The sequence below is a fragment of the Phytopseudomonas dryadis genome (assembly GCF_004327355.1).
GTDB classification, from domain to species: domain Bacteria; phylum Pseudomonadota; class Gammaproteobacteria; order Pseudomonadales; family Pseudomonadaceae; genus Aquipseudomonas; species Aquipseudomonas dryadis.
In genome coordinates this window covers 11,937-34,127 of sequence record NZ_QJUM01000020.1, presented here as the reverse complement: position 1 = coordinate 34,127, position 22,191 = coordinate 11,937, and the positions used below count along the sequence as shown (strand labels likewise).

Below are 22,191 nucleotides of genomic sequence, written 5' to 3'. Positions count from 1 at the left end.
GTCAAAACCCGGCTGGCATTCCACGCGATGACAACGCAAGCAGTTTTTGGCGGTGCCCTGTAGCGACACGACCCGGCAACCGAGGGTATGGCGACGAACCGAGCGGATCAACGCACCATTCTGGCAGAAATGGCTACCGCAGCCGCCGCGGTTCGGGTCTCCACACCCAATTTCACGTAGACGTGCTCCAGGTGCTTGTTCACCGTGCGCGGGCTGAGGCCGAGGATGTCGCCGATGTCGCGGTTGGTCTTGCCGCAGGCCACCCAGCGCAGCACCTGCACCTCGCGCTCGGTGAGCTGGAAACGCGCCGACAGGCACGCATGGGCCGGGGCATCGTCCAGGCTCAGGTTGAGCGGTTCCGAGGCGGCGCGTGCCGCCTGCAGGATGCGCGCGGTGCGCAGGTGCGAGGCGACGCGGGCGAGCACCTCGCCCGGGTTGATCGGCTTGGTCACGTAGTCGATGCCACCGGCCTCGAAGCCCTGTACCACGTGCTCGCTGTCGGTCAGGGCGGTCATGAACAGCACCGGGATGTCGGCGCTATCGGGATCGGCCTTGATCCGTCGGCAGGTCTCGAAGCCGTCCAGCCCCGGCATCATCGCGTCGAGCAGGATCAGGTCGGGGCGCCGCCGCTGGATGCGCCCCAGCGCGCTGGCGCCGTCCAGCGCCACCAACACCATGTAGCCGGCATCGTCGAGAGCGTCGGAGAGCAGCGCGAGGTTGTCCGGGGTGTCGTCGACGATGAGGATGATGCCGCGCTCGGCCGGCAGGCTGGCAGGCAGCCTCGATTCAGGCTGGGGGAGTGGCGCATTCATGTTCGGCCTCCTTCAGTTGGCGGTTGAATTCGTCGAGCTGGAAGTTCTTCACCAGCAAACGCAGTGTGGCGGTGAAACTGGCGCAGGCGGGGTCACGCTGGTCGATGTCATCCAGGTGCTGCTGGATGCCGCGCACGTAGCCCAGGGCACCGAGCTCGCGCAGCGCCTGCAGGTCGTCGCTGCCCGGCAGCACCATGGCCTGGGCGGCTGGCGCTTGTTCCTGGGTGCGGTGCAGCCAGGTCAGACCGAGTTGCCGCTGGATGCGTTCGAGCAACTGCGGGGTGTACACCGGCTTGGCCAGGTAGTCGTCGCAGGCGGCGGCGACGCTGCGTTCGCGGTCGTCGGTGAAGGCGTTGGCGGAGATCACGATGATCGGCGCCCGGCACCGGGTGTTGCGGCGGATCAGGCGGCTGGTTTCCCAGCCGTCCATCTGCGGCATGGACAGGTCCATGAGGATCAGGTCCGGGCCGTGCAGCGCCACCAGGCGGATGGCTTCCTGGCCGCTGGCGGCCTGGATCACCGAAAAGCCCAGCGGTTCGAGCATGCCGGCCAGCACGCGGCGGTGTTCCAGGTGGTCGTCCACCACCAGGATCAGCCGGCGCTCGCCCTGGTAGCCGAGGATGTCGTGCTCGACGTACACCACCGCCTGCGGCACGCGCACTTCGGAGAGGAACAGGCGCACCTGGAAGCGGGTGCCCTGGCCCGGCTCGCTGTGCACCGACAGCTCGCCGCCCATCAGTGCGGTGAGCATGCGGGTGATGGTCAGGCCGAGGCCGACGCCGTTGTCCTGGCGCATCAGGTCGCCGCGCTCGAACGGCTGGAAGATGCGTTCGATCTGCTCCAGCGCGATGCCGATACCGGTGTCGATGATCTCGAAGGTGGCGGTCTCGCGCATGTAGCCGACGCGCAGGCGCACTTCGCCGTGGTCGGTGAAGCGCACCGCGTTGCCCAGCAGGTTGATCAGGATCTGCCGCACGCGCTTCTCGTCGCCGCGCACCACCGCCGGCATGCGGCCGAGGCGTTCGAGGGTGAAACCCAGGCCCTTTTCCGCCGCCTGCGGGGTGAACATGCGTTCGAGCTGATCGATGAACTCGGGGAAGGGGATTTCCGCCAGCTCCAGGTGCAGCTTGCCGGCCTCGATCCTGGCCACGTCGAGCAGGCCGTCGATCAGCGACAGCAGGTGCGAGCCGCTGCGCAGGATGGTGGCCAGGGCATCCTGGTGCTGGGGCGGCATGGCCGCGTCGCGCTGCAGGATCTGGGTGTAGCCGAGGATGCTGTTGAGCGGCGTGCGCAGTTCGTGGGACAGCCCGGTGACGTAGCGGCTCTTCGCCGCGTTGGCCGCCTCGGCGGCTTCCTTGGCCTGCTGCAGGGCTTCGTCGGTCTTGCGGTGGGCCTCGATCTCCTGCATCAGCAGCAGGGTCTGGCGATCCGATTCCTCCTGCGCCACGCGGCGGCTCTCGCGGGTCAGCACCAGCCACCAGGCGAGCATGGCGGCGAACAGCGAGAGGGTCAGGAAGGCCTTGAGGAAAGCCTGGAACAGCGTCTGGCGCATCTCCGGCTCCTGCGTCGACAGGCCCAGCGAGACCTGGCTGTAGATCAGCGCCAGGGCGCCGAACAGCATCAGCACCAGCAGGCTCAGCAGTCCCAGGTACTGCGCCAGGCGACTGTGCAGGCGCGGGATGGAGACCCTGGGAAACAGCCAGCCGACGAAGTCGTCGAGCTGGTCGACCAGCCGTGCGCGGGGCTTGCACAGGTCGTCGCAGCGCGCGTCCAGCGAGCAGCACAACGAGCAGATCGGCGCGCCGTAGGCCGGGCAGAAGGCGGTGTCCGGCTCCTCGAAGCGGTTGCTGCACAGCACGCACTGCACCTGGCCCGCCTGGGTGTAGGGGTAGAGCAGATGCGGCTGGCGCTCGCGGGCGATGTAGTAGCGCCCGCCGGTGGCCCAGGCCAGCAGCGGCGCGAGGAGGAAGGCCGAGCCCAGCGCCACCGCGGGTGAGGCGGCCTGGGCCAGTTCGCCGAACAGGCCGCCGTGGGCCAGCACCGAGAGCAGGGAGGCGATCAGCATGGCGCCGACGCCCACCGGGTTGATGTCGTACAGGTGTGCGCGCTTGAACTCGATGTACTTCGGCGACAGCCCCAGCGGCTTGTTCAGCACCAGGTCGGCGACCAGCGCGCCGATCCAGGCGATGGCGATATTGGCGTAGAGGCCGAGCACCTCCTCGATCGCCTCGAACACGCCCAGCTCCATCAGGATCAGGGCGATGGCCACGTTGAACACCAGCCACACCACGCGGCCGGGGTGGCTGTGGGTGATGCGGGCGAAGAAGTTGGACCAGGCCAGCGAGCCGGCGTAGGCGTTGGTGACGTTGATCTTCACCTGGCTGACGATGACGAACAGCACCATGGCCGCCAGCGCCCACTGCGGCGAGGCGAACACGTAGTTGAAGGCCACCAGGTACATCTGCGTCGGCTCGGCGGCGCGCTCGATGGGGATTTCATGCTGCAGGGCGAGAAAGGCGAGGAAGGCGCCGGCGAGCATTTTCAGCGCCCCGGGAATGATCCAGCCAGGCCCGGCGAGTACCAGCGCGGCCCACCAGCGGCCGCGGTTGGCCCGGGTCTTCTCCGGCAGGAAGCGCAGGTAGTCGACCTGCTCGCCGATCTGCGTGACCAGCGCCAGGGCCACGGTGCAGGCGGCGCCGAAGTGCAGCAGGTTGAAGCTGCCGGGCTCGCCCTCGCGGCCGGCGAAACTGGTCAGATCCGATAGCGCCTCGGGGTTCTTGGCGATGACGAACACGTAGGGCAGCAGCAGCAGGATCAGCCACAGCGGCTGGGTCCACAGTTGCAGGCGGCTGATCAGGGTCACGCCGTAGGCCACCAGCGGGATGATGATGATCGAGCAGAGGACGTAGGCCAGGGCCAGCGGGATGTCGAAGTACAGCTCCAGGGCCAGGGCCATGATCGCTGCCTCGAGGGCGAAGAACAGGAAGGTGAAGCTGGCGTAGATCAGCGAGGTGATGGTCGAGCCGATGTAACCGAAGCCGGCGCCGCGGGTCAGCAGGTCCATGTCCAGGCCGTAGCGGGCGGCGTAGTAGCTGATCGGCAGGCCGGTGAGGAAGATCACCAGGCTCACCGCGAGCACCGCCCACAGGGTGTTGGTGAAGCCGTAGGACAGCGCCAGGGCGCCGCCGATGGCCTCCAGGGCGAGGAACGACACCGCGCCCAGGGCGGTGTTGGCGATGCGCAGCTCCGACCACTTGCGAAACGACCTGGGCGTGAAGCGCAGGGCGTAGTCTTCCATGGTCTCGTCGGCGACCCAGGAGTTGTAGTCGCGGCGGATCTTGATGATGCGCTGGGTGCCGGTCTGCTGCACGGGTGGTGTCCTGATTCTGGTCTCTTTGAGGGCGGATCCAGCCGCGAGAGCGCAGTCCTGTGCTCGGCGAAAACTGCAACTTCCATGCCCCGGCTCGGCAAGGCCCCTGTCGCGCGCGCGGGCTTCTGCCTGGCTGGTTTTCTCGCGCTCAGCTTGCACCAGGGTGGCGCGTGGTGCTGTACGTCAGATGACGTATGCCGTTACGTCATGCTGCGTATACCCCGCTTGCCGGGGGCGACGCATCCTGGCTGCGCAGCCGGCGTGGTTCGGCACGAATAACCAGCTCAGGAGCAAAGCGATGGATTCTCAACCGATTCGACTTCTTCCCCGCCGGCTGGCGGCGGGCGCCGCGGCGCTCTCGCTGCTGGCCGCCAGCCTGTTCGGCCAGGTGGCCAGCGCCGAGGTGAACAGCACCGGCCTGGCGGTGACCGATAGCGAGGTCACGGTCGGCATTCTGCATTCGGCCACCGGCACCATGGCCATTTCCGAGACCGGGTCGATCCAGGCCGAGCGCCTGGCCATCGAGCAGATCAACGCCAGCGGCGGGGTGCTCGGCCGGCAGATCAAGGTGATCCAGGAAGATGGGGCTTCCGACTGGCCAACCTTCGCCGAGAAGGCGCGCAAGCTGCTGGTGAACGACAAGGTCGCCACCGTGTTCGGCTGCTGGACCTCGGCCTCGCGCAAGGCGGTGCTGCCGGTATTCGAGCGGGAGAACGGGCTGCTCTACTACCCGACCTTCTACGAGGGCCTGGAGCAGTCGAAGAACGTCATCTACACCGGCCAGGAGGCGACCCAGCAGATCCTCGCCGGGCTCGACTGGGTGGCCAAGGAGAAGGAGGCCAAGACCTTCTACCTGATCGGCTCCGACTACATCTGGCCGCGCACCTCGATGAAGATCGCCCGCAAGCACATCGAGAGCGTGCTCGGTGGCAAGGTGGTCGGCGAGGAGTACTACCCGCTGGGCAATACCCAGTTCGGCTCGCTGATCAACAAGATCAAGCTGCGCAAGCCCGACGTGGTCTTCGCCGCGGTGGTCGGCGGCTCCAACGTGGCCTTCTACAAGCAGATGAAGGCCGCCGGCGTGACCGCCGACAAGCAAACCCTGCTGACCCTGTCGGTGACCGAGGATGAGCTGCTCGGTATCGGCGGCGAGAACATGGAAGGCTTCTACGCCTCGATGAAGTACTTCCAGAGCCTGGACAACCCGAACAACACCGCCTTCGTCGAAGCTTTCAAGGCCAAGTACGGCAAGGACGCGGTGATCGGCGACGTGACCCAGGCCGCCTACCTCGGCCCCTGGCTGTGGAAGGCCGCGGTGGAGAAGGCCGGCAGCTTCGACATCGACAAGGTGGTCGCCGCTTCCCCGAGCATCGAGCTGACCAGCGCGCCGGAAGGCTACGTCAAGGTGCACGACAACCATCACCTGTGGAGCAAGACCCGCATCGGTGAAGTGCAGAAGGACGGTCAGTTCAAGGTGGTATTCGAGTCCGATCTGATCGAACCGAATCCGTTCCCGAAAGGCTACCAGTAAGGCGAAGAGCCGAAGAAAGCGCTGGAGGCTGGACGATTCGATTTCGTTCAGCCTCCAGCCTCCAGCGGCTTTCAACGAGGATTCTCTAATGGAATGGCTATCGGAATTCGGCGCCATCGCGGCCATGCAGGGGTTCAACGGCTTGTCCGTGTTCTGCGTTCTGCTGCTGATGGCTCTGGGGCTGGCGATCATCTTCGGCCAGATGGGCGTGATCAACATGGCGCATGGCGAGTTCCTCACCATCGGCGCCTACACCACCTTCGTGGTGTCCTCACTCACCGCGCAATACGCACCGGCCTTCGGGCCCTACTATTTCTTCCTCGCCATCGCCCTCTCGTTCTTCATCGCCGGGGTTATCGGCTGGCTGGTGGAGTGGGCGATGATCAGCAAGCTCTACCAGCGCCCGCTGGACACCCTGCTGGCCACGTGGGGCCTGTCGCTGGTGATGCAGCAGGGCTTTCGCTCGATCTTCGGCGCCCGTGAAGTGAGCGCCACCCTGCCGGACTGGCTGATGGGCTCGTGGAACCCCACCGAGGCCATCGACATTCCGCGCAACGGCCTGTTCGTCATGGGCCTGACCGTTCTGCTCACCGCCACCCTGTTCCTCATGATCTACCGTTCGCGCTGGGGCCTGCAGGTGCGCGCCACCATGCAGAACCGGGTGATGGCGCGTGGCGTGGGCATCAATACCCGGCGCGTCGACCGCATGACCTTCGCCCTCGGTTGCGGCGTGGCCGGTGTCGCCGGCGCGGCCTTCACCACCATCGGTTCCACCGGGCCGACCGCGGGTTCCCTGTACATCGTCGATACCTTCCTGGTGGTGGTGTTCGGCGGCGCCTCCAGCCTGCTCGGCACCATCGCCTCGGCGTTCGGCATCGCCCAGGCGCAATCGCTGCTGGAGTTCTTCACCAGCGGTTCGATGGCCAAGGTGCTGACCCTGTCGGCGGTGGTGCTGATCCTGATGCTGCGCCCGCAGGGGCTGTTCTCGATCAAGGTGCGCAAATAAGGAGCCGCTGATGAACCCGACACTCGACAAACTGCTCGGCGGCAAGCAGGGCGCCATCGGCCTGGCGCTGCTCGCCACGCTGATCCTGGTGGTGCTGCCGCTGGCGCTCGACGCCTTCCGCCTGAACATGGTGGGCAAGTACCTGACCTACGCCTTCGTCGCCGTCGGCCTGGTGCTGTGCTGGGGCTACGGCGGCATCCTCAGCCTCGGCCAGGGCATCTTCTTCGGCCTCGGCGGCTACTGCATGGCGATGTTCCTCAAGCTCGAGGCGTCCGACCCGGAGAGCACCAGGATCCAGTCCACCCCCGGCATTCCGGACTTCATGGACTGGAACCAGATCACCGAACTGCCGCTGTTCTGGGAGCCCTTCCACAGCCTCGGCTTCACCCTGGTCGCGGTAGTGGCGGTGCCGGTGCTGCTGGCGCTGGTGATCGGCCTGGCGATGTTCAAGCGCCGCGTCGGCGACGTGTACTTCTCCATCGTCACCCAGGCCATCGCGCTGATCCTCACCGTGCTGATCATCGGCCAGCAGGGCCTGACCGGCGGGGTCAACGGCATCACCGACCTGCGCACCCTGAAGGGCTGGGACATCCGTAGCGACGAGGCCAAGCTGATCCTCTACTTCGTCAGCGCGGCGCTGCTGATCGGCTGCATCCTCATCGCCCGCTTCATCATCGCCTCCAAGCTCGGCCGCTTGCTGCTGGCGATGCGCGACAAGGAGGAACGGGTGCGTTTCTCCGGCTACGACGTGGCCAGCTTCAAGGTCTTCGTGTTCTGCGTCGGCGCGGCGTTCGCCGGTATCGGCGGGGCGATGTTCACCCTGCAGGTGGGCTTCATGTCGCCGAGCTTCGTCGGCATCGTGCCGTCGATCGAGATGGTCATCTTCGCCGCGGTCGGCGGGCGCCTGTCGCTGCTCGGCGCAGTGTACGGCGCGCTGCTGGTCAACTTCGGCAAGACCTACTTCTCCGAGAGCTTCCCCGAGCTGTGGCTGTACCTGATGGGCGGGCTGTTCATCGTCGTGGTGATGTACTTCCCCAACGGCCTCGCCGGCCTCTGGGACAGCCACGGCAAGCGCTGGCTGGCGCGCTTGCGGCGCAAGCCGCAGGTGGTCGCCGCGCCGCCGCCCGCCGCGGTCGCCGCGAGCAAACGCCCCACCCCTGAACTGGAGACCACGCCATGAGCCATCCCAGCGGCTTCCAGATGCCCAAGCCGGTGCTGGCCATCGAGGGGCTGAGCGTGTCCTTCGACGGCTTCAAGGCGGTCAACGACCTCAATCTCTATGTCGACCGCAATGAGGTGCATGTGGTGATCGGCCCCAACGGCGCCGGCAAGACCACGGTGCTCGACCTGATCTGCGGCAAGACCAGGGCCAGCGCCGGCAGCATCGATTTCGATGGTCGCGAGCTGACCCGCATGCGCGAGTACGACATCGTCCGCGCCGGGGTCGGGCGCAAGTTCCAGACCCCGTCGATCTACGAGAACCTCACGGTGTTCGAGAACCTGGAGATGTCCTATCCCAAGGGACGCAAGGTGTTCGGCGCGCTGTTCTTCAAGCGCTCGCCCGAGGTGATCGAACGGGTCGAGCAGGTGGCCACGGAGATCATGCTCGGCGAGCACCTGCACCGCCAGGCCGACCTGCTCTCGCACGGCCAGAAGCAGTGGCTGGAGATCGGCATGCTGCTGATGCAAGACCCGCAGTTGCTGATGCTCGACGAACCGGTGGCGGGCATGAGCGTCAGCGAGCGGGTGGCCACGGCCGAGTTGCTCAAACGCATCAGCCAGGGGCGTTCGGTGCTGGTCATCGAGCACGATATGGAGTTCGTCAAGAGCATCGCCCACCGCGTCACCGTGCTGCACCAGGGCAAGGTGCTGGCCGAGGGCAGCATGGATGCGGTGCAGAGCAACCCCAAGGTCATCGAGGTGTACCTGGGGCATTGAGGGGCATGCCTTTCACCGTCTTCGAAAGACGGCTATCGGGTAACGACAGCTATAAAGCCGCAAAGAGCGCTGAAGGCTGGACGAGGAGAGCAACGCCGCATTTCGTCCAGCCTCGAGCCTCCAGCGCTCTTCTCGGGCCGCCAACATGTTGAAAGGCATGGCATTGAGGAGCTCTGCCGTATGCATGGTGGCGTCCCGTAGCCTGACTAGCGTTTACAAGGAGCAGAACATGTTCAGCATCAGCAACCTCGCTTCCGGCTACGGCCAGAGCCAGATCCTCCACGAACTCGATCTCGACGTGGCGAAGAAGGAAATCGTCGCGGTGATGGGCCGCAACGGCATGGGCAAGACCACCCTGTTCAAGAGCCTGATGGGCATCCTGCCGCAATGGGGCGGGCAGATTCGCGTGGACGGCCAGGATGTGTCGCAGTTGGAAACCCACCAGCGCGTGGCAAGCGGCATCGCCTACGTGCCGCAGGGGCGGATGATCTTCCCCGGCATGAGCGTGCTGGAGAACATCCAGACCGGCCTGCCGGCTTCTGCCGGTGGCAAGGTGCCGGACGATCTCTACTCGTTGTTCCCGGTGCTGCACGACATGCGCCAGCGCAAGGGCGGCAACCTCTCCGGCGGCCAGCAGCAACAACTGGCCATCGCCCGCGCGCTGGCCACCAATCCCAAGGTGCTGCTGCTCGACGAGCCGACCGAGGGCATCCAGCCGTCGATCATCAAGGACATCGCCCGCAGCCTGAAGGAGATCCGCGACCTGCGCGACCTGACCATCGTGGTATCCGAGCAGGTGCTGTCGTTCACCCTGGAGATCGCCGACCGCTTCCTGGTGATCGAGAAGGGGCGCTTCGTGGTCGAGGAGCGGCGCGAGAACGTCGACGAGGCGAGCATCAGCCGCTATCTGTCGGTTTAAGGGCAGCTTCAAGCCTCAAGCCTCAAGCCTCAAGCGTTCGGGCTGTGGGCTGATTTCCCGCTTTACGGTCGGTGTGTTCTCCATGCGCCGGCCGCTTTTTCGCGCCCGCGAAAAATGCCCGGAGGCCGCGCATTCACTGGCCTGGCGCATACGTCATCCAACGTATTTGCCGATTGCCACGCTGCCCCGAGACTGGCTGCGTACCCCGGCGCTTACCCGGCCGGCATCCACCACAGGTCCCAGGAGCAACGTCATGACCGATACCCTGATCAAGGTCGACCTCAACCAGGCCGCTACCGACAACGAACAGGTGCACAACCGCTGGCACCCGGACATCCCCATGGCCTGCTGGGTCAAGCCGGGCGACGACTTCATCCTCGAGACCTACGACTGGACCGGCGGCGCGATCCACAACGACGACGACGCCAGCGACGTGCGCGACGTCGACCTGTCCACCGTGCACTACCTGTCCGGCCCGGTAGGGGTTAAGGGTGCCGAACCCGGCGACCTGCTGATCGTCGAGCTGCTCGACATCGGCGCCAAGGCCGATTCGATGTGGGGCTTCAACGGCTTCTTCTCGAAGAGCAATGGCGGTGGTTTCCTCACCGACCATTTCCCGTCCGCGCAGAAATCCATCTGGGATTTCGAGGGCATGTTCACCAAGAGCCGGCACATTCCCGGCGTGCGCTTCGCCGGCCTGATCCACCCCGGCCTGATCGGCTGCCTGCCGGATCACCAGATGCTCGCCGACTGGAACAGGCGCGAGCAGGCGCTGATCGACACCAACCCGACCCGCGTGCCGCCGCTGGCCAACCCGCCGTTCACCTCCACCGCACATATGGGCAAGCTCAGCGGCGCCGCCCGCGACCTGGCGGCAGCCACCGGCGCGCGTACCGTGCCGCCGCGCGAGCATGGCGGCAACTGCGACATCAAGGATCTGTCGCGCGGCTCGAAGATCTTCTTCCCGGTCTACGTCGACGGCGCCGGCCTGTCGGTGGGCGATCTGCACTTCAGCCAGGGCGACGGCGAGATCACCTTCTGCGGCGCCATCGAGATGGCCGGCTGGGTGCATATGAAGGTCGAGCTGATCAAGGGCGGCATGGCCAAGTACGGCATCAGGAACCCGATCTTCAAGCCCAGCCCGATCGTGCCCACCTACAACAACTACCTGATCTTCGAAGGCATCTCGGTGGACGACGACGGCAAGCAGCACTACCTGGACGTCAGCCTGGCGTACAAGCAGGCCTGCCTGAACGCCATCAACTACCTGACCAAGTTCGGCTACTCGCCGGCCCAGGGCTACTCGCTGCTCGGCTCGGCGCCGGTGCAGGGGCATATCAGCGGGGTGGTCGACATCCCCAACGCCTGCGCCACCCTGTGGCTGCCGACCGACATCTTCGAGTTCGACATCAACCCCAGCGCCAGCGGCCCGACCCAGTTCCTCGACGGCAGCATCGACATGCCCATCGCCTACGACAAGTGATTGTTGTTACCCCTCTCCCGCTTGTGGGAGCGGGCAAGGGGTTACTTTTTCGAGGAACTTGCCATGCCCATCTACGAATACGACTGCCCGAGCTGCGGCGACTTCAGCGTGCTGCGGCCAATGGCCGAGCGCGACAGCGCCTGCGCCTGTCCGTACTGCGATGCCCCGAGCGAGCGGGTGATCCTCACAGCACCGGGCCTGACCACCCTGCCTGGTAGCCAGCGCCGCGCGCACGAGACCAACGAGCGCAGCGCCCATGCCCCGCAGAGCCTCGAAGCATACAAGGCCACGCGCAAACACCCCGCCAGTTGCAGTTGCTGCGGCCCGAGCAAAGCGGTCGAGCGCACCAGGGCCAATCCCCACGGCCTCAAGGCCAGCCCCTCGGCGCGGCCGTGGATGATCAGCCATTAGACGAACAGCCGAGGTAAAGCGCTGGAGGCTGGAGAGCCGGGTGAGAAAGCGCTTTTTCGTTCAGCCTCGAGCCTTCAGCGCTCTTTTCGTATTTTCGATTCCCTGAGGAGCCTTTTATGCGCCACGGCGATATTTCCAGCAGCCCCGATACCGTCGGCGTCGCCGTCGTCAACTACAGGATGCCGCGCCTGCACAGCAAGGCAGAAGTGCTCGACAACGCGCGCAGGATCGCCGAGATGATCAAGGGCATGAAGCTCGGTCTGCCGGGTATGGATCTGGTGGTGTTCCCCGAGTACAGCACCATGGGCATCATGTACGACCACGACGAGATGATGGCCACCGCCGCCACCATCCCCGGCGAGGAAACCGCGATCTTCTCCGCCGCCTGCCGCGAGGCCAGGACCTGGGGCATCTTCTCGCTCACCGGCGAACGCCACGAGGAGCACCCGCACAAGGCGCCGTATAACACCCTGGTGCTGATAAACGATGCGGGCGAGATCGTGCAGAAGTACCGCAAATGCATTCCCTGGTGCCCCATCGAAGGCTGGTATCCGGGCGACCGCACCTACGTATCGGAAGGCCCCAAGGGCCTGAAGATCAGCCTGATCATCTGCGACGACGGCAACTACCCGGAAATCTGGCGCGACTGCGCGATGAAGGGCGCCGAACTGATCGTGCGCTGCCAGGGCTACATGTACCCGGCCAAGGATCAGCAGGTGCTGATGGCCAAGACCATGGCCTGGGCCAACAACTGCTACGTGGCGGTGGCCAACGCCACCGGCTTCGACGGGGTTTACAGCTACTTCGGCCACTCCGCGCTGATTGGCTTCGACGGTCGCACCCTCGGCGAATGCGGCGAGGAGGAGATGGGCATCCAGTACGCCCAGCTATCGGTGTCGCAGATCCGCGACGCGCGCGCCAATGACCAGTCGCAGAACCACCTGTTCAAGCTGCTGCATCGCGGCTACACCGGCGTGTACAACTCCGGCGATGGCGACAAGGGCGTGGCCGACTGCCCGTTCGAGTTCTACCGCACCTGGGTACTGGATGCGCAGAAGGCCCGGGAGGACGTGGAGAAACTCACCCGCTCGAGCATCGGCGTGGCCGACTGCCCGGTGGGCGAGCTGCCCCATCCGGGCAAGGAACGCACGGCCGGATGAAATACCGTGGAAGGGGCTTTAGCCGCGACTGCCCCTTCCACGCAGTCTCTGCGACCCCGCAATCAAATCGAGACGGCCCATGCCTTTTGCCAACGACCTGATCGAGAACAACCGCGAGCGCCTGATCGAACAGGGCGCTACGGCCAGGCTGCCATCGCGCTTTCTCTTCGAGCCCCTGGCGGTGATGGCCCTGCTGCGCTCGCGCATCGTCGGCCAGGAGGCGGTGCTGGCGCAGGTCGAGGCGCTGCTCAAGGTGGTCAAGGCCGATATCGGCGAGCGCGAGCGGCCGCTGGCGGTCAACCTGTTCATGGGCCCGACCGGCGTCGGCAAGACCGAGATCGTACGCCTGCTGGCGCAGGCCATCCACGGCCGCGCCGATGCCCTGTGCCGCATCGACATGCACACCCTGGCCCAGGCGCATTACGCCGCCGCGCTGACCGGCGCGCCACCGGGCTATGTCGGCAGCAAGGAAGGCACCACGCTGTTCGATGCCGAGGCCATCGCCGGCAGTTTCGGCCGACCCGGTATCGTGCTGTTCGACGAACTGGAGAAGGCCAGCCCGGAAGTGCTGCGCAGCCTGCTCGGTATTCTCGAGCATGGCCGGCTGACCCTGACCGCCGGCAGCCGCACCCTGGATTTCCGCAACAGCCTGATCTTCATGACCAGCAATGTCGGCGCGCAACAGGCGCAGCGCTACCGCGAGCGTTTCGCCCGTGGCTGGCGGCGCTGGCTGGGGCTGGCGCCGACGGGGGAGGCAGCCCTGCTGGAGCAGGTGCTGCACGAGCGCTTCGAGCCGGAATGGCTCAACCGCATCGACCGCGTGCTGGTGTTCGAGCGGGTCGATGCACAGTGGCTCGATGCCTTGCTGAATATCGAGCTGGACAAGCTCAACCAGCGCCTTGGACACCAGGGTCGCTCGTTACAGGTGGATGCCAGCGCCAGTGCCTGGCTGTACCGCGAACATGACGTGCGCTTCGGCGCCCGCGCCCTGGCTCGCCGTATACGGGTCGAGCTGGAACCCGCCCTGGCGCAATGCCTGCTCGAGACTCCGGGCACGACCCGATTGACGGTGAGCGCCGACAATGAACGGCTGCACGTTGCACCGGCCCCATGAACGCGAAGCTGCAAGCTGCAAGCTGCAAGCTGCAAGCTGCAAGCTGCAAGCTAGTGTGGCGTGCGCCTCAAGCTCGCGGTCAAGCTCTCGCTCTTACTTGAGGCTTGTGGCTTGCAGCTTGAAGCTGCCCTACCGCCCCACCCCGCCTTCGAGCTTGCGCCACAGCAGGCGCACCGCCGCCTTGCGCGACAGGCTCCAGCGGTACAGGCGGATCTCCAGAGGGATGTGCCAGTGCTCCTTGCCGCAGATCGCCAGCTCGCCGCGGGCCAGTTCGGCATGCATCGACAGCCTTGGCACCCAGGCCACACCCAGGCCCTGCAGGGCCATGGCCTTGAGACTGTCGGCCATGGCCGTTTCGTGCACGGTGGTGGAGCGCAGCGCGCGCTGGCGCAGCAGCAGGTTCACCGAGCGGCCGAGAAAGGTGCCGGCGCTGTAGGCCAGCAGCGGCACGCTCTGACCGGCATCCAGGTCGTAGAGCGGCGCGCCGCTGTCGTCGACGGCGCAGACCGGCAGCATGTCGCTGCGCCCCAGGAACAGCGAGGGAAACAGATCCGGCGCCAGTTGCACGGCGGCATCCTGGTCGTGGTAGGCGAGAATCAGGTCGCAGGTGCCTTCGCGCAGGGAGTGCACGGCTTCGCCGACGTTGGTGGCCACCAGCCGGGTGGTCAGGGGCAGGCCATCGCGGCGCAGGCGGGCGATCCACTCCGGAAAGAAGCTGAACACCAGGGAGTGCGCCGCGGCAATCTGCAGGGCCTCGCCCTGCTGCCCCTCCAGGTGATGCAGGTGGCGCACCACTTCGCCGAGCTGCTCCACCAGGCTGCGCGCGGTCAGCAGGAACAGCTGGCCGGACTCGGTCAGCTCCACCGGCGTGCGCGAACGGTTGACCAGGGTCAGCCCCAGCGCCGCTTCCAGGCTGCGGATGCGGCGACTGAACGCCGGCTGGGTGACGAAGCGCTTCTGCGCCGCGGCGGAGAAACTGCGGGTGGCGGCCAGGGTGACGAAGTCTTCCAGCCATTTGGTTTCCAGGTTCACGGGGCATCCTCGACGCGCGGCGGCATTGCGCACACGTTTGGTGCGCCTAGGGTCTGTTGACGTTTCAGCGCAAGCCGCGTTGCTGCGAGAAATCTCGCCAAGCGAGGCGGAGGACGCAGGGAATGGCATTCCCTTTTCAAGTCCTCCAACGACGCATGGCGAGATTTCCCGCGCAACCCGTAGGGCCGGGCCAGTTTTTGCGCGACGCGGCGTTACTCGGTGGCTCATTTGGCCAGCCAAACTTCGCACCTGTGTGACCCACAGGGATGTGGGAAATGCCGCAAGCCCGCCGGGAGCGGGCGCGGCCCTTGCCTCGCGCAACAACTGGCTCCGGCGCGGTCGTGCTGAAACGTCAACAGACCCTAGTAAGTCACATCCACATTATGCCGATTACGCATAGGGCAGCAAGTAACAGCATTGGTCGACGAATGGCCTGAAGCCTTATTCTAGAGGTCATCGCGGTATCTTCCGCGCCTTCCTGAGAACATAGCCATCATGTCCGCTGCTGCATCCTTGCGCGTCGAAAAAGATCTTCTCGGCACCCTCGAAGTGCCTGCCGATGCCTACTACGGCATCCAGACCCTGCGCGCGGTGAACAACTTCCGCCTGTCCGGCGTACCGCTGGCGCATTACCCGAAGCTGGTCGTGGCCCTGGCCATGGTCAAGCAGGCGGCAGCCGATGCCAACCGCGAACTGGGCCACCTCAGCGCCACCAAGCATGCGGCGATCAGCGAAGCCTGCGCGCGCATCATCCGTGGCGACTTCCATGACCAGTTCGTGGTCGACATGATCCAGGGCGGCGCCGGCACCTCGACCAACATGAACGCCAACGAGGTGATCGCCAACATCGCCCTGGAAGCCATGGGCCTGCAGAAGGGCGAGTACAAGCACCTGCACCCGAACAACGACGTGAACATGGCGCAGTCGACCAACGACGCCTACCCCACCGCCATTCGCCTGGGCCTGCTGCTCGGCCACGACACCCTGCTGGCCAGCCTCGACAGCCTGATCCAGGCCTTCGCCGCCAAGGGCGAGGAATTCGCCCACGTGCTGAAGATGGGCCGCACCCAACTGCAGGACGCCGTGCCGATGACCCTGGGCCAGGAGTTCCGCGCCTTCGCCACCACCCTCGGCGAAGACCTGGCGCGCCTGCGCAGCCTGGCGCCGGAACTGCTCACCGAGGTCAACCTGGGCGGCACCGCCATCGGCACCGGCATCAACGCCGACCCGCGCTACCAGCACCTGGCCGTGCAGCGCCTGGCGGCCATCAGTGGCCAGCCGCTGGTGCCGGCCGCGGATCTGATCGAAGCCACCTCGGACATGGGCGCCTTCGTGCTGTTCTCCGGCATGCTCAAGCGCACCGCGGTCAAGCTGTCGAAGATCTGCAACGACCTGCGCCTGCTCTCCAGCGGCCCGCGTACCGGCATCAACGAGATCAACCTGCCGCCGCGCCAGCCGGGCAGCTCGATCATGCCGGGCAAGGTCAACCCGGTGATCCCCGAAGCGGTCAACCAGGTGGCCTTCGAAGTGATCGGCAACGACCTGGCCCTGACCCTGGCGGCCGAAGGCGGCCAGCTGCAACTGAACGTGATGGAGCCGCTGATCGCCTACAAGATCTTCGACTCGATCCGCCTGCTGCAACGGGCCATGGACATGCTCCGCGAGCACTGCATCAATGGCATCACCGCCAACGAAGCCCACTGCCGCGCGCTGATGGAAAACTCCATCGGCCTGATCACCGCGCTCAACCCCTACATCGGTTACGAGAACTCCACGCGCATCGCCAAGGAGGCGCTGATCAGCGGTCGTGGCGTATTGGAACTGGTGCGCTTGGAACAACTGCTCGACGATGCTACGTTGGCCGAGATTCTTCGACCGGAAAACATGATCGCGCCCAACCAGCTCAGGCACCTGACGCCGCCGGCGGGCAAACCGGTCGAAGCACGGACCCACAATCACCAGCGCTGACGTCCCTCCCGGCCCCGCGCCGTCCGCCCCCGGACGGCGCGGAGCATGACGGTGGCGCAGCCAAGAAGAGAGCTCGCCACATGACCGTCAAACCCGCCTGGCTCACAGCCTGTCTGCTGTCCCTTCTGAGCGTCATCAGCCTCAACGCCCAGGCCGAGTTGCCTGCCGGTTACAAAGTCGTGCTGCAAACGGAAAACTTTCCGCCGTTCAACATGGCCGACAACGACAAGAACTTCGCCCGCGACGCCAACATCAAGGGCGTCAGCGCCACCATCGTGCGCGAGATGTTCAAGCGTGCCGGCATCGACTACACCCTGACCCTGCGCTTCCCCTGGGCACGCATCTACGATTCGACCCTGGAAAACGCCAACCACGGCCTGTTCTCCACCTCGATGAACGAAGCCCGCCGCCCGCTGTTCAAGTGGGTCGGCCCCATCGCCAAGGTCGAGCGCGTGCTGCTCGCCGCGCCGGGCTCGAACATTCCCAACCTCAAGGATCTCAACGAGGCCAGCCAGTACCGCATCGGCAGCTACAAGGACAGCGCCGCCAGCCAGACCTTGGAGAAGGCCGGCCTGCAGCCGATCAACACCCTGCGCGACCCGGAAAACATCGGCAAGCTGACCCAAGGGCGCATCGACCTGTGGGGCACCACCGATCCGGTCTGGCGGCACCAGGCGCGCCAGGCCAACGTCAACGGCCTGCGCACCGTGCTGACCTTCGACCGCTCCGACCTGTACCTGGCGCTCAACCTCGATACGCCGGACGACGTGGTCGCACGGCTTCAACAAGCGCTGGACCAGATGAAGAGCGAGGGCTACGGCACCTGCAACAAACACCCGGAGCTGTGCTGATAGCCGCTGCACGCTCGCATCCTTCGGATACAAAGCGATAGCGGACGGTCGTAGGATGGGTGAAACCCATCAATTGCCGATGGGTGCACCCATCCTACAGGCTGGATATCTGATCTGCTGCGGGCATCCATGACTGCAAAAAGGCGGAAGCAGACGTTGAGCTGCAAGCTGCAAGCCACAAGCTAGAAGCTAGAAGCTAGAAGCTAGAAGCTAGAAGCTAGAAGCGAGGCAGCCTGTAGGATGGGTGAAACCCATCAATTGCCGGATGGGTTGCACCCATTCCTACGACCGGCCGCTATCGCCTTGGAACACCCGCCGCTGGCCAGCACCTTGGCGCGCGCGGGTACCTGGCTGCAGCATCCACGGGAAACTGGCGACCCGTCTTTTGGGTTCAGAGCCAAACATTGGCGAATGCGGGCAGACAACATGCCGCCGTCAAGCCCTCCCTGGAACCGGGAGACGATCCGCTTGGGAAGCGCTATGCAGCCAATCGCGGATCAGCAGCCCCTTGCTGAGCCTTCGAACACACGCAGTGCCGGCATCAAGCCGGCACTGCCGTCATCTGTAAGCAACGACAGACTGAGGCTGATACTCGGGTGCGTCGACCCACTGCCCATCCACGAGCTTTTCCCAACCGTCGTAGCGCTTCTCACCGTTGCGCCACAACTGGATGTCCCACTGACCGTTGAAACGATCCTGTCCGGACTGAGCACCAACGCCAAGTGCCCGGCCAAGGTCGATCGTACTGGCATAGTTGTCCAGATCCAGATGGAACTTGCCGTACTCATATACCGCGCTGGCAGCTACGAACTCCATGCTCAGCCTTGCAAAGCTGTTGGCGGCTTTCACAAGCCTAGAAGAAGCATTCAGCGCCGTTTCCAGGCGCTGGATCTGATCTTGACTCAATGAACCCGCATTGACGGCAACCAGATGACCATTCTGACTAACACTGAAACCAAAGTTTTTCTCGACAAGGTCAGGATCAGTCGCAGCCAGTGCCTTCTGAAAGTCCGTGTAGGCTGATGCCAAGGAGATTTGGACGGCTCCGAGTTCGGCCAATACGACCGGTTCGGCGCGGATCGCATAGTTGGACGCGGGACGTCCCGTCTTCTGATACACGTCGAAATCGCCTCGATCGACAGGGTCTTCCGAGCCTGGATGGTAGATCACCGATGCCTCGGGTGCCGGCGCGTCCAACCGAATCAGTGGCGGTTGCCCCTGCTGTGCCGCCTGCCCCGCGGGCGCGACCTTGGACTGCCACGCCGATAGCGTGGTGGACATTCCCATGTTCTCCATCGCACGTCCCTCCTCTCACGGCAACGAACTCCTAGCGGAATTTTCGGCAGCGATCCCGAGAACTTTAACGCGTATACGGAGATGACCGGTGTCTCTACACGACAGCGAGTGTGAGCGGGGGTCAACTTTCCGCCCAAGCAAATCGACCCGCTGCGTTCCGAATGCCTGATCACAGTCTTCCATGACGCCGAGGGGCGCGTGTCGCTGTGCGTCCCCGACCACGACGACATCCCCCTCGGTACCCGGCTGCTATGAACCCGCTCGGCATACGCCCGGCAGCGGCTGGACGATAGCCTCCTTCGACGGTAACCCGAGGAAGCGGCGCACCCGCTCGCTGGCAGGGCGCTCGAAGAAATCGTCAGGAGTCCCGCGCTCCAGGATCACTCCGCGCTCGAGGAACATCACTTCGTCCGATGCCGCCCGGGCGAACGCCATTTCATGGGTCACCACGATCATGGTCTGCCCTTCGGCCGACAGCGCCTGCATCACGGCCAGGACCTCGCCGACCATCTCCGGGTCCAGGGCGGAGGTCGGTTCGTCGAACAGGATGACTTCCGGGTGCATGCACAGCGCCCGGGCGATGGCGACTCGCTGTTTCTGCCCCCCAGACAGGGTGTGCGGGTAGACGTCCTGTTTGGCGGCCAGGCCCACCTTGTCCAGCAACGCCCGCGCTTCGGCCTGCGCCTGGCTACGCGGCACGCCCAGCACATGGATGGGCGCCTCCATGACGTTCTGCAGCACCGTCAGGTGGGGCCAGAGATTGAAACTCTGGAAGACCATGGCGGTGCGCGCGCGCAGCCGTGCCAGGGCGCGATCGGACAGGCGCCTGCCCTCCTCGCTCACACCCATGCGCTGCCCGGCGATGCGCACCACGCCGCGATCGGGTTCTTCCAGCCAATTGATACAGCGCAGCAGCGTGGACTTGCCCGAACCGGAGGCTCCGAGCAGGCTCAGGGTGCGGCCCCGGGTGACCTGCAGGTTGATATCGCGCAGCACTTCCACGCCATCGAAGTTCTTGGACAGGTGCTGGATCTCGACAACGATGTCGCTCATGACGCCAAACCTCGTTTCGCCGCACAGCGGCCCAGGGCGCGGGTCAGCGCCTCGATGGCCAGACTGATCAGCCAGTAGAACCCGACCGCGACCACGAAGGCCTGGATCGGGATGAAGTGGGTGGATTGGATGGCCGTCGCCGCGCCGGTCAGTTCGATCACGGTGATGAAGGTCAAGAAGGCCGTGTCCTTCAGGCAGATCACCAATTGGTTGCCGAGCATCGGCGCGCTGCCCAGCACCAGTTGCGGCAGCAGGATGCGCCGGTACAGGCCGCCGGTGGCATAGCCATGGGCGCGGGCGGCATCGGCCTGGCCCTTGGGCAGCACGGTGCGGGCGCCGCGCAGGATCTCGGTGATGTACAGGCCGTGATAGAGGATCAGCGCGACGTAGCCGGCGACCCACGCATCCAGGCGCACGCCCAGCAGCGGCAGGCCGTAGTACAGCAGGTAGAGCAGCACCAGGAACGGCAGCAGGCGTACCCCATCGATCAAGGAGCGCAGCAGGCGCCGGGCCGGCGTGATCCGCCCCTCCAGCAACGGCAGCAGGAGCGCGGCCAGGATGAAGGCGCCCACGGCGGCACCGACGAAAAGCGCCAGGGTGGTGGCGAAACCGGACAGCAGTTGAGCCCGTTCGGCCCACAGGATGTACCAAGCGTCCATGGAATCTCCTTTACATGGCCAAGCGCAGCGTGCGCTGCTCGGCAGCGCGTTGCAGCCGCACCAGGCCATAGATTAAAAGCATGTAGAGCACGGCGGCGGCCAGCAGCGGCGGCATGGGCTCGAACGTCGCAGCGGAGATACGCTGGGTGGTGCGGGTCAGCTCGACCAGACCGATCACCGCCACCGCCGGGCTGGCCTTGACCAGGAAGGTCGCCTCGTTGACCAGCGCCGGCAACCCGCGCAGGAACATCTGCGGCAATGCGATGCGGCGCAGGGCCACGCCAGGCGTCATGCCGACGCTCTTGGTGGCTTCCAGTTGCTCGCGCGGAAAGCTCTCCAGGGCGGAACGCCAGATCTCCGCATTGAAGGCCGTGGTGTTCAGCGTCAGGGCCACGATGCCGACCACCGCGGGACTGAGATCCAGGCCCAGGTGCGGTGCGGCGATGAAGATCATCAGCACCAGGGTCACCAGCGGCGTGGCCCGGGTCAGGCTGACGTAAACAGCCAGGGCCTGGGCGACGAAAGGGACGCGCGACGCGCGCACGAGCGCCACGACCAGGCCGAGGGCGATTCCCAGGACGATGGACAGGGCCGATATCCAGAGCGTGACCCACGCGCCCTGCAGCAGCAACAACCAGGCATTGGCATCCATGTGCGGTTCCTCGTGCAGGTGCCTTGCGGCACCTTGTGGATCAATCGACGGTGGTCAGGCTCTGGAACTGCTCGGCCGAGGTGATGGCTTCGCGGGGCAGCTCCGGAAAGTCCTGCCCGAACCACTTCGTCTGCAGCTCGCCCAGCCGGCCGCTGTCGCGCAGGTGGTTGACGAAGTCGGTAAGGAAGGCGAGCACTTCCGGCCTGTCCTTGGCGATCATCCAGCCGTGGAAACCGGGGCCGGAGACCGGCAGGCCCAGGGCGAAGCGGCCCGGATGCTCCTCGACCACGGCGCGGGCGCCGATGATGGTGTTGATGGCGTAGTCGAGCCGGCCGCTGGCCAGGTCGGCGTAGACCTCGGGGTAGGACGGATACTCGACGACCCTGCCCAGCTTGCCACCCGTGCGCTCGAGCATGGCCTGCAACTCCGGCAGGCGGGCGAGCTGGGCACTGCCGGCCTGGACACCGACGGTCTTGCCGTCCAGGTCGGCGATGCTGGCGAGACTTTCATCGTCGGCACGGCGGATGAAATAGTGGGTGGCCGCGGCGGTGGGTGCGACGAAGTTGAACGCCTTGAGCCGGTCGGTGGTGACGATGGTGCCGGTGACGGCGGCGTCGTAGCGGCCTGCGGAAAGCGCGGCCATCATGCCCGCCCAGGGAATGATGCTGCTGCGGATCTCGAACGGCGCGTACGTGCGCAGCTCGGCGATCATGTCGTGGTTGAAACCGCTGGGCTTGCCGTTGTCGACGAACTCGAACGGCCTGAAGTCATCCTCGGTGACGACATGCAGGTAGCCGCGCGCCTGAATCGCGTCGAGGTCGCCGGCCTGGAGCAGCGAGGTGAACGACAGGGTCAGTGCCAGAGCAAGGGTGTGCAGGATGGAACGTGGGTGAAGCTTGCAAATGCGCATCGTCGGTTCTCCCGGTAAGGACACGG

Annotated in this window: 19 protein-coding genes; 11 read left to right on the top strand and 8 right to left on the bottom strand. The window is 65.4% G+C overall.

Annotation, left to right across the window (positions count from 1 at the left end; translation table 11 throughout):
• Positions 1-107 precede the first annotated feature (107 nt).
• Both DNK34_RS16855 and DNK34_RS16850 read right to left on the bottom strand, forming a co-directional pair.
• A complete protein-coding gene (locus tag DNK34_RS16855) occupies positions 108-812 on the bottom strand; it encodes a response regulator (protein ID WP_131176247.1) in 705 nt (234 codons plus the stop codon).
• Entirely contained in the window at positions 787-4,182 is a 3,396-nt protein-coding gene (locus tag DNK34_RS16850) for an ATP-binding protein (protein ID WP_131176248.1), read from the bottom strand. Before DNK34_RS16850 ends, DNK34_RS16855 begins: the two co-directional genes overlap by 26 nt.
• Before the next feature lie 298 nt (positions 4,183-4,480).
• Here DNK34_RS16850 and urtA point away from each other — a divergent pair, with 298 nt between their 5' ends.
• The 9 genes from urtA (at position 4,481) to DNK34_RS16805 (ending at position 13,744) form a co-directional block, all read left to right on the top strand.
• A complete protein-coding gene (gene urtA, locus DNK34_RS16845; protein WP_131176249.1) occupies positions 4,481-5,713 on the top strand; it encodes an urea ABC transporter substrate-binding protein in 1,233 nt (410 codons plus the stop codon).
• Positions 5,714-5,801: 88 nt separating this feature from the next.
• On the top strand, positions 5,802-6,719 hold the full coding sequence (gene urtB / locus DNK34_RS16840; RefSeq protein ID WP_131176250.1) for an urea ABC transporter permease subunit UrtB: 918 nt from the start codon (positions 5,802-5,804) through the stop codon (positions 6,717-6,719).
• Positions 6,720-6,729: 10 nt separating this feature from the next.
• Positions 6,730-7,899, top strand: a complete 1,170-nt coding sequence (gene urtC, locus DNK34_RS16835) for an urea ABC transporter permease subunit UrtC (protein ID WP_131176251.1) — start codon at positions 6,730-6,732, stop codon at positions 7,897-7,899.
• A complete protein-coding gene (gene urtD, locus DNK34_RS16830; protein ID WP_131176252.1) occupies positions 7,896-8,657 on the top strand; it encodes an urea ABC transporter ATP-binding protein UrtD in 762 nt (253 codons plus the stop codon). The genes urtC and urtD overlap by 4 nt, the downstream gene beginning before the upstream one ends.
• A gap of 229 nt (positions 8,658-8,886) precedes the next feature.
• Entirely contained in the window at positions 8,887-9,576 is a 690-nt protein-coding gene (urtE, locus tag DNK34_RS16825) for an urea ABC transporter ATP-binding subunit UrtE (RefSeq protein ID WP_131176253.1), read from the top strand.
• Between the two features lie 253 nt (positions 9,577-9,829).
• Positions 9,830-11,059 (top strand): formamidase, encoded by a 1,230-nt coding sequence (gene fmdA, locus DNK34_RS16820; RefSeq protein WP_131176254.1) that lies wholly within the window; start codon positions 9,830-9,832, stop codon positions 11,057-11,059.
• 63 nt (positions 11,060-11,122) lie between these two features.
• A complete protein-coding gene (locus DNK34_RS16815; RefSeq protein WP_131176255.1) occupies positions 11,123-11,470 on the top strand; it encodes an FmdB family zinc ribbon protein in 348 nt (115 codons plus the stop codon).
• A 116-nt stretch (positions 11,471-11,586) separates the two neighbouring features.
• Complete coding sequence (locus DNK34_RS16810; RefSeq protein WP_131176256.1) at positions 11,587-12,630, top strand: aliphatic amidase; 1,044 nt, start codon at positions 11,587-11,589, stop codon at positions 12,628-12,630.
• Between the two features lie 79 nt (positions 12,631-12,709).
• A complete protein-coding gene (locus tag DNK34_RS16805; protein ID WP_131176257.1) occupies positions 12,710-13,744 on the top strand; it encodes an AAA family ATPase in 1,035 nt (344 codons plus the stop codon).
• A gap of 129 nt (positions 13,745-13,873) precedes the next feature.
• Here the strand turns inward: DNK34_RS16805 and DNK34_RS16800 are convergent, their stop codons facing one another.
• Positions 13,874-14,776 (bottom strand): LysR substrate-binding domain-containing protein, encoded by a 903-nt coding sequence (locus DNK34_RS16800; protein ID WP_131176258.1) that lies wholly within the window; start codon positions 14,774-14,776, stop codon positions 13,874-13,876.
• Between the two features lie 495 nt (positions 14,777-15,271).
• On the opposite strand from DNK34_RS16800, the gene DNK34_RS16795 reads away from it, so the two are divergent.
• Both DNK34_RS16795 and DNK34_RS16790 read left to right on the top strand, forming a co-directional pair.
• On the top strand, positions 15,272-16,744 hold the full coding sequence (locus tag DNK34_RS16795; RefSeq protein WP_131176259.1) for an aspartate ammonia-lyase: 1,473 nt from the start codon (positions 15,272-15,274) through the stop codon (positions 16,742-16,744).
• Between the two features lie 80 nt (positions 16,745-16,824).
• Positions 16,825-17,595 carry a substrate-binding periplasmic protein gene (locus DNK34_RS16790; RefSeq protein WP_131176260.1) on the top strand — a complete coding sequence of 257 codons (771 nt, stop codon included), beginning with the start codon at positions 16,825-16,827 and terminating at the stop codon, positions 17,593-17,595.
• 558 nt (positions 17,596-18,153) lie between these two features.
• Here the strand turns inward: DNK34_RS16790 and DNK34_RS16785 are convergent.
• The 5 genes from DNK34_RS16785 to DNK34_RS16760 form a co-directional block, all read right to left on the bottom strand.
• Entirely contained in the window at positions 18,154-18,876 is a 723-nt protein-coding gene (locus DNK34_RS16785; protein ID WP_131176261.1) for a hypothetical protein, read from the bottom strand.
• Between the two features lie 264 nt (positions 18,877-19,140).
• Positions 19,141-19,944, bottom strand: a complete 804-nt coding sequence (locus DNK34_RS16775) for an amino acid ABC transporter ATP-binding protein (protein ID WP_131176262.1) — start codon at positions 19,942-19,944, stop codon at positions 19,141-19,143.
• Positions 19,941-20,603: an ABC transporter permease subunit gene (locus DNK34_RS16770; protein ID WP_131176263.1), complete on the bottom strand. Its 663-nt coding sequence runs from the start codon at positions 20,601-20,603 to the stop codon at positions 19,941-19,943. The genes DNK34_RS16775 and DNK34_RS16770 overlap by 4 nt, the downstream gene beginning before the upstream one ends.
• 10 nt (positions 20,604-20,613) lie before the next feature.
• Entirely contained in the window at positions 20,614-21,255 is a 642-nt protein-coding gene (locus tag DNK34_RS16765; protein WP_131176264.1) for an amino acid ABC transporter permease, read from the bottom strand.
• A gap of 40 nt (positions 21,256-21,295) precedes the next feature.
• Complete coding sequence (locus DNK34_RS16760; protein ID WP_131176265.1) at positions 21,296-22,165, bottom strand: transporter substrate-binding domain-containing protein; 870 nt, start codon at positions 22,163-22,165, stop codon at positions 21,296-21,298.
• Positions 22,166-22,191 lie beyond the last annotated feature (26 nt).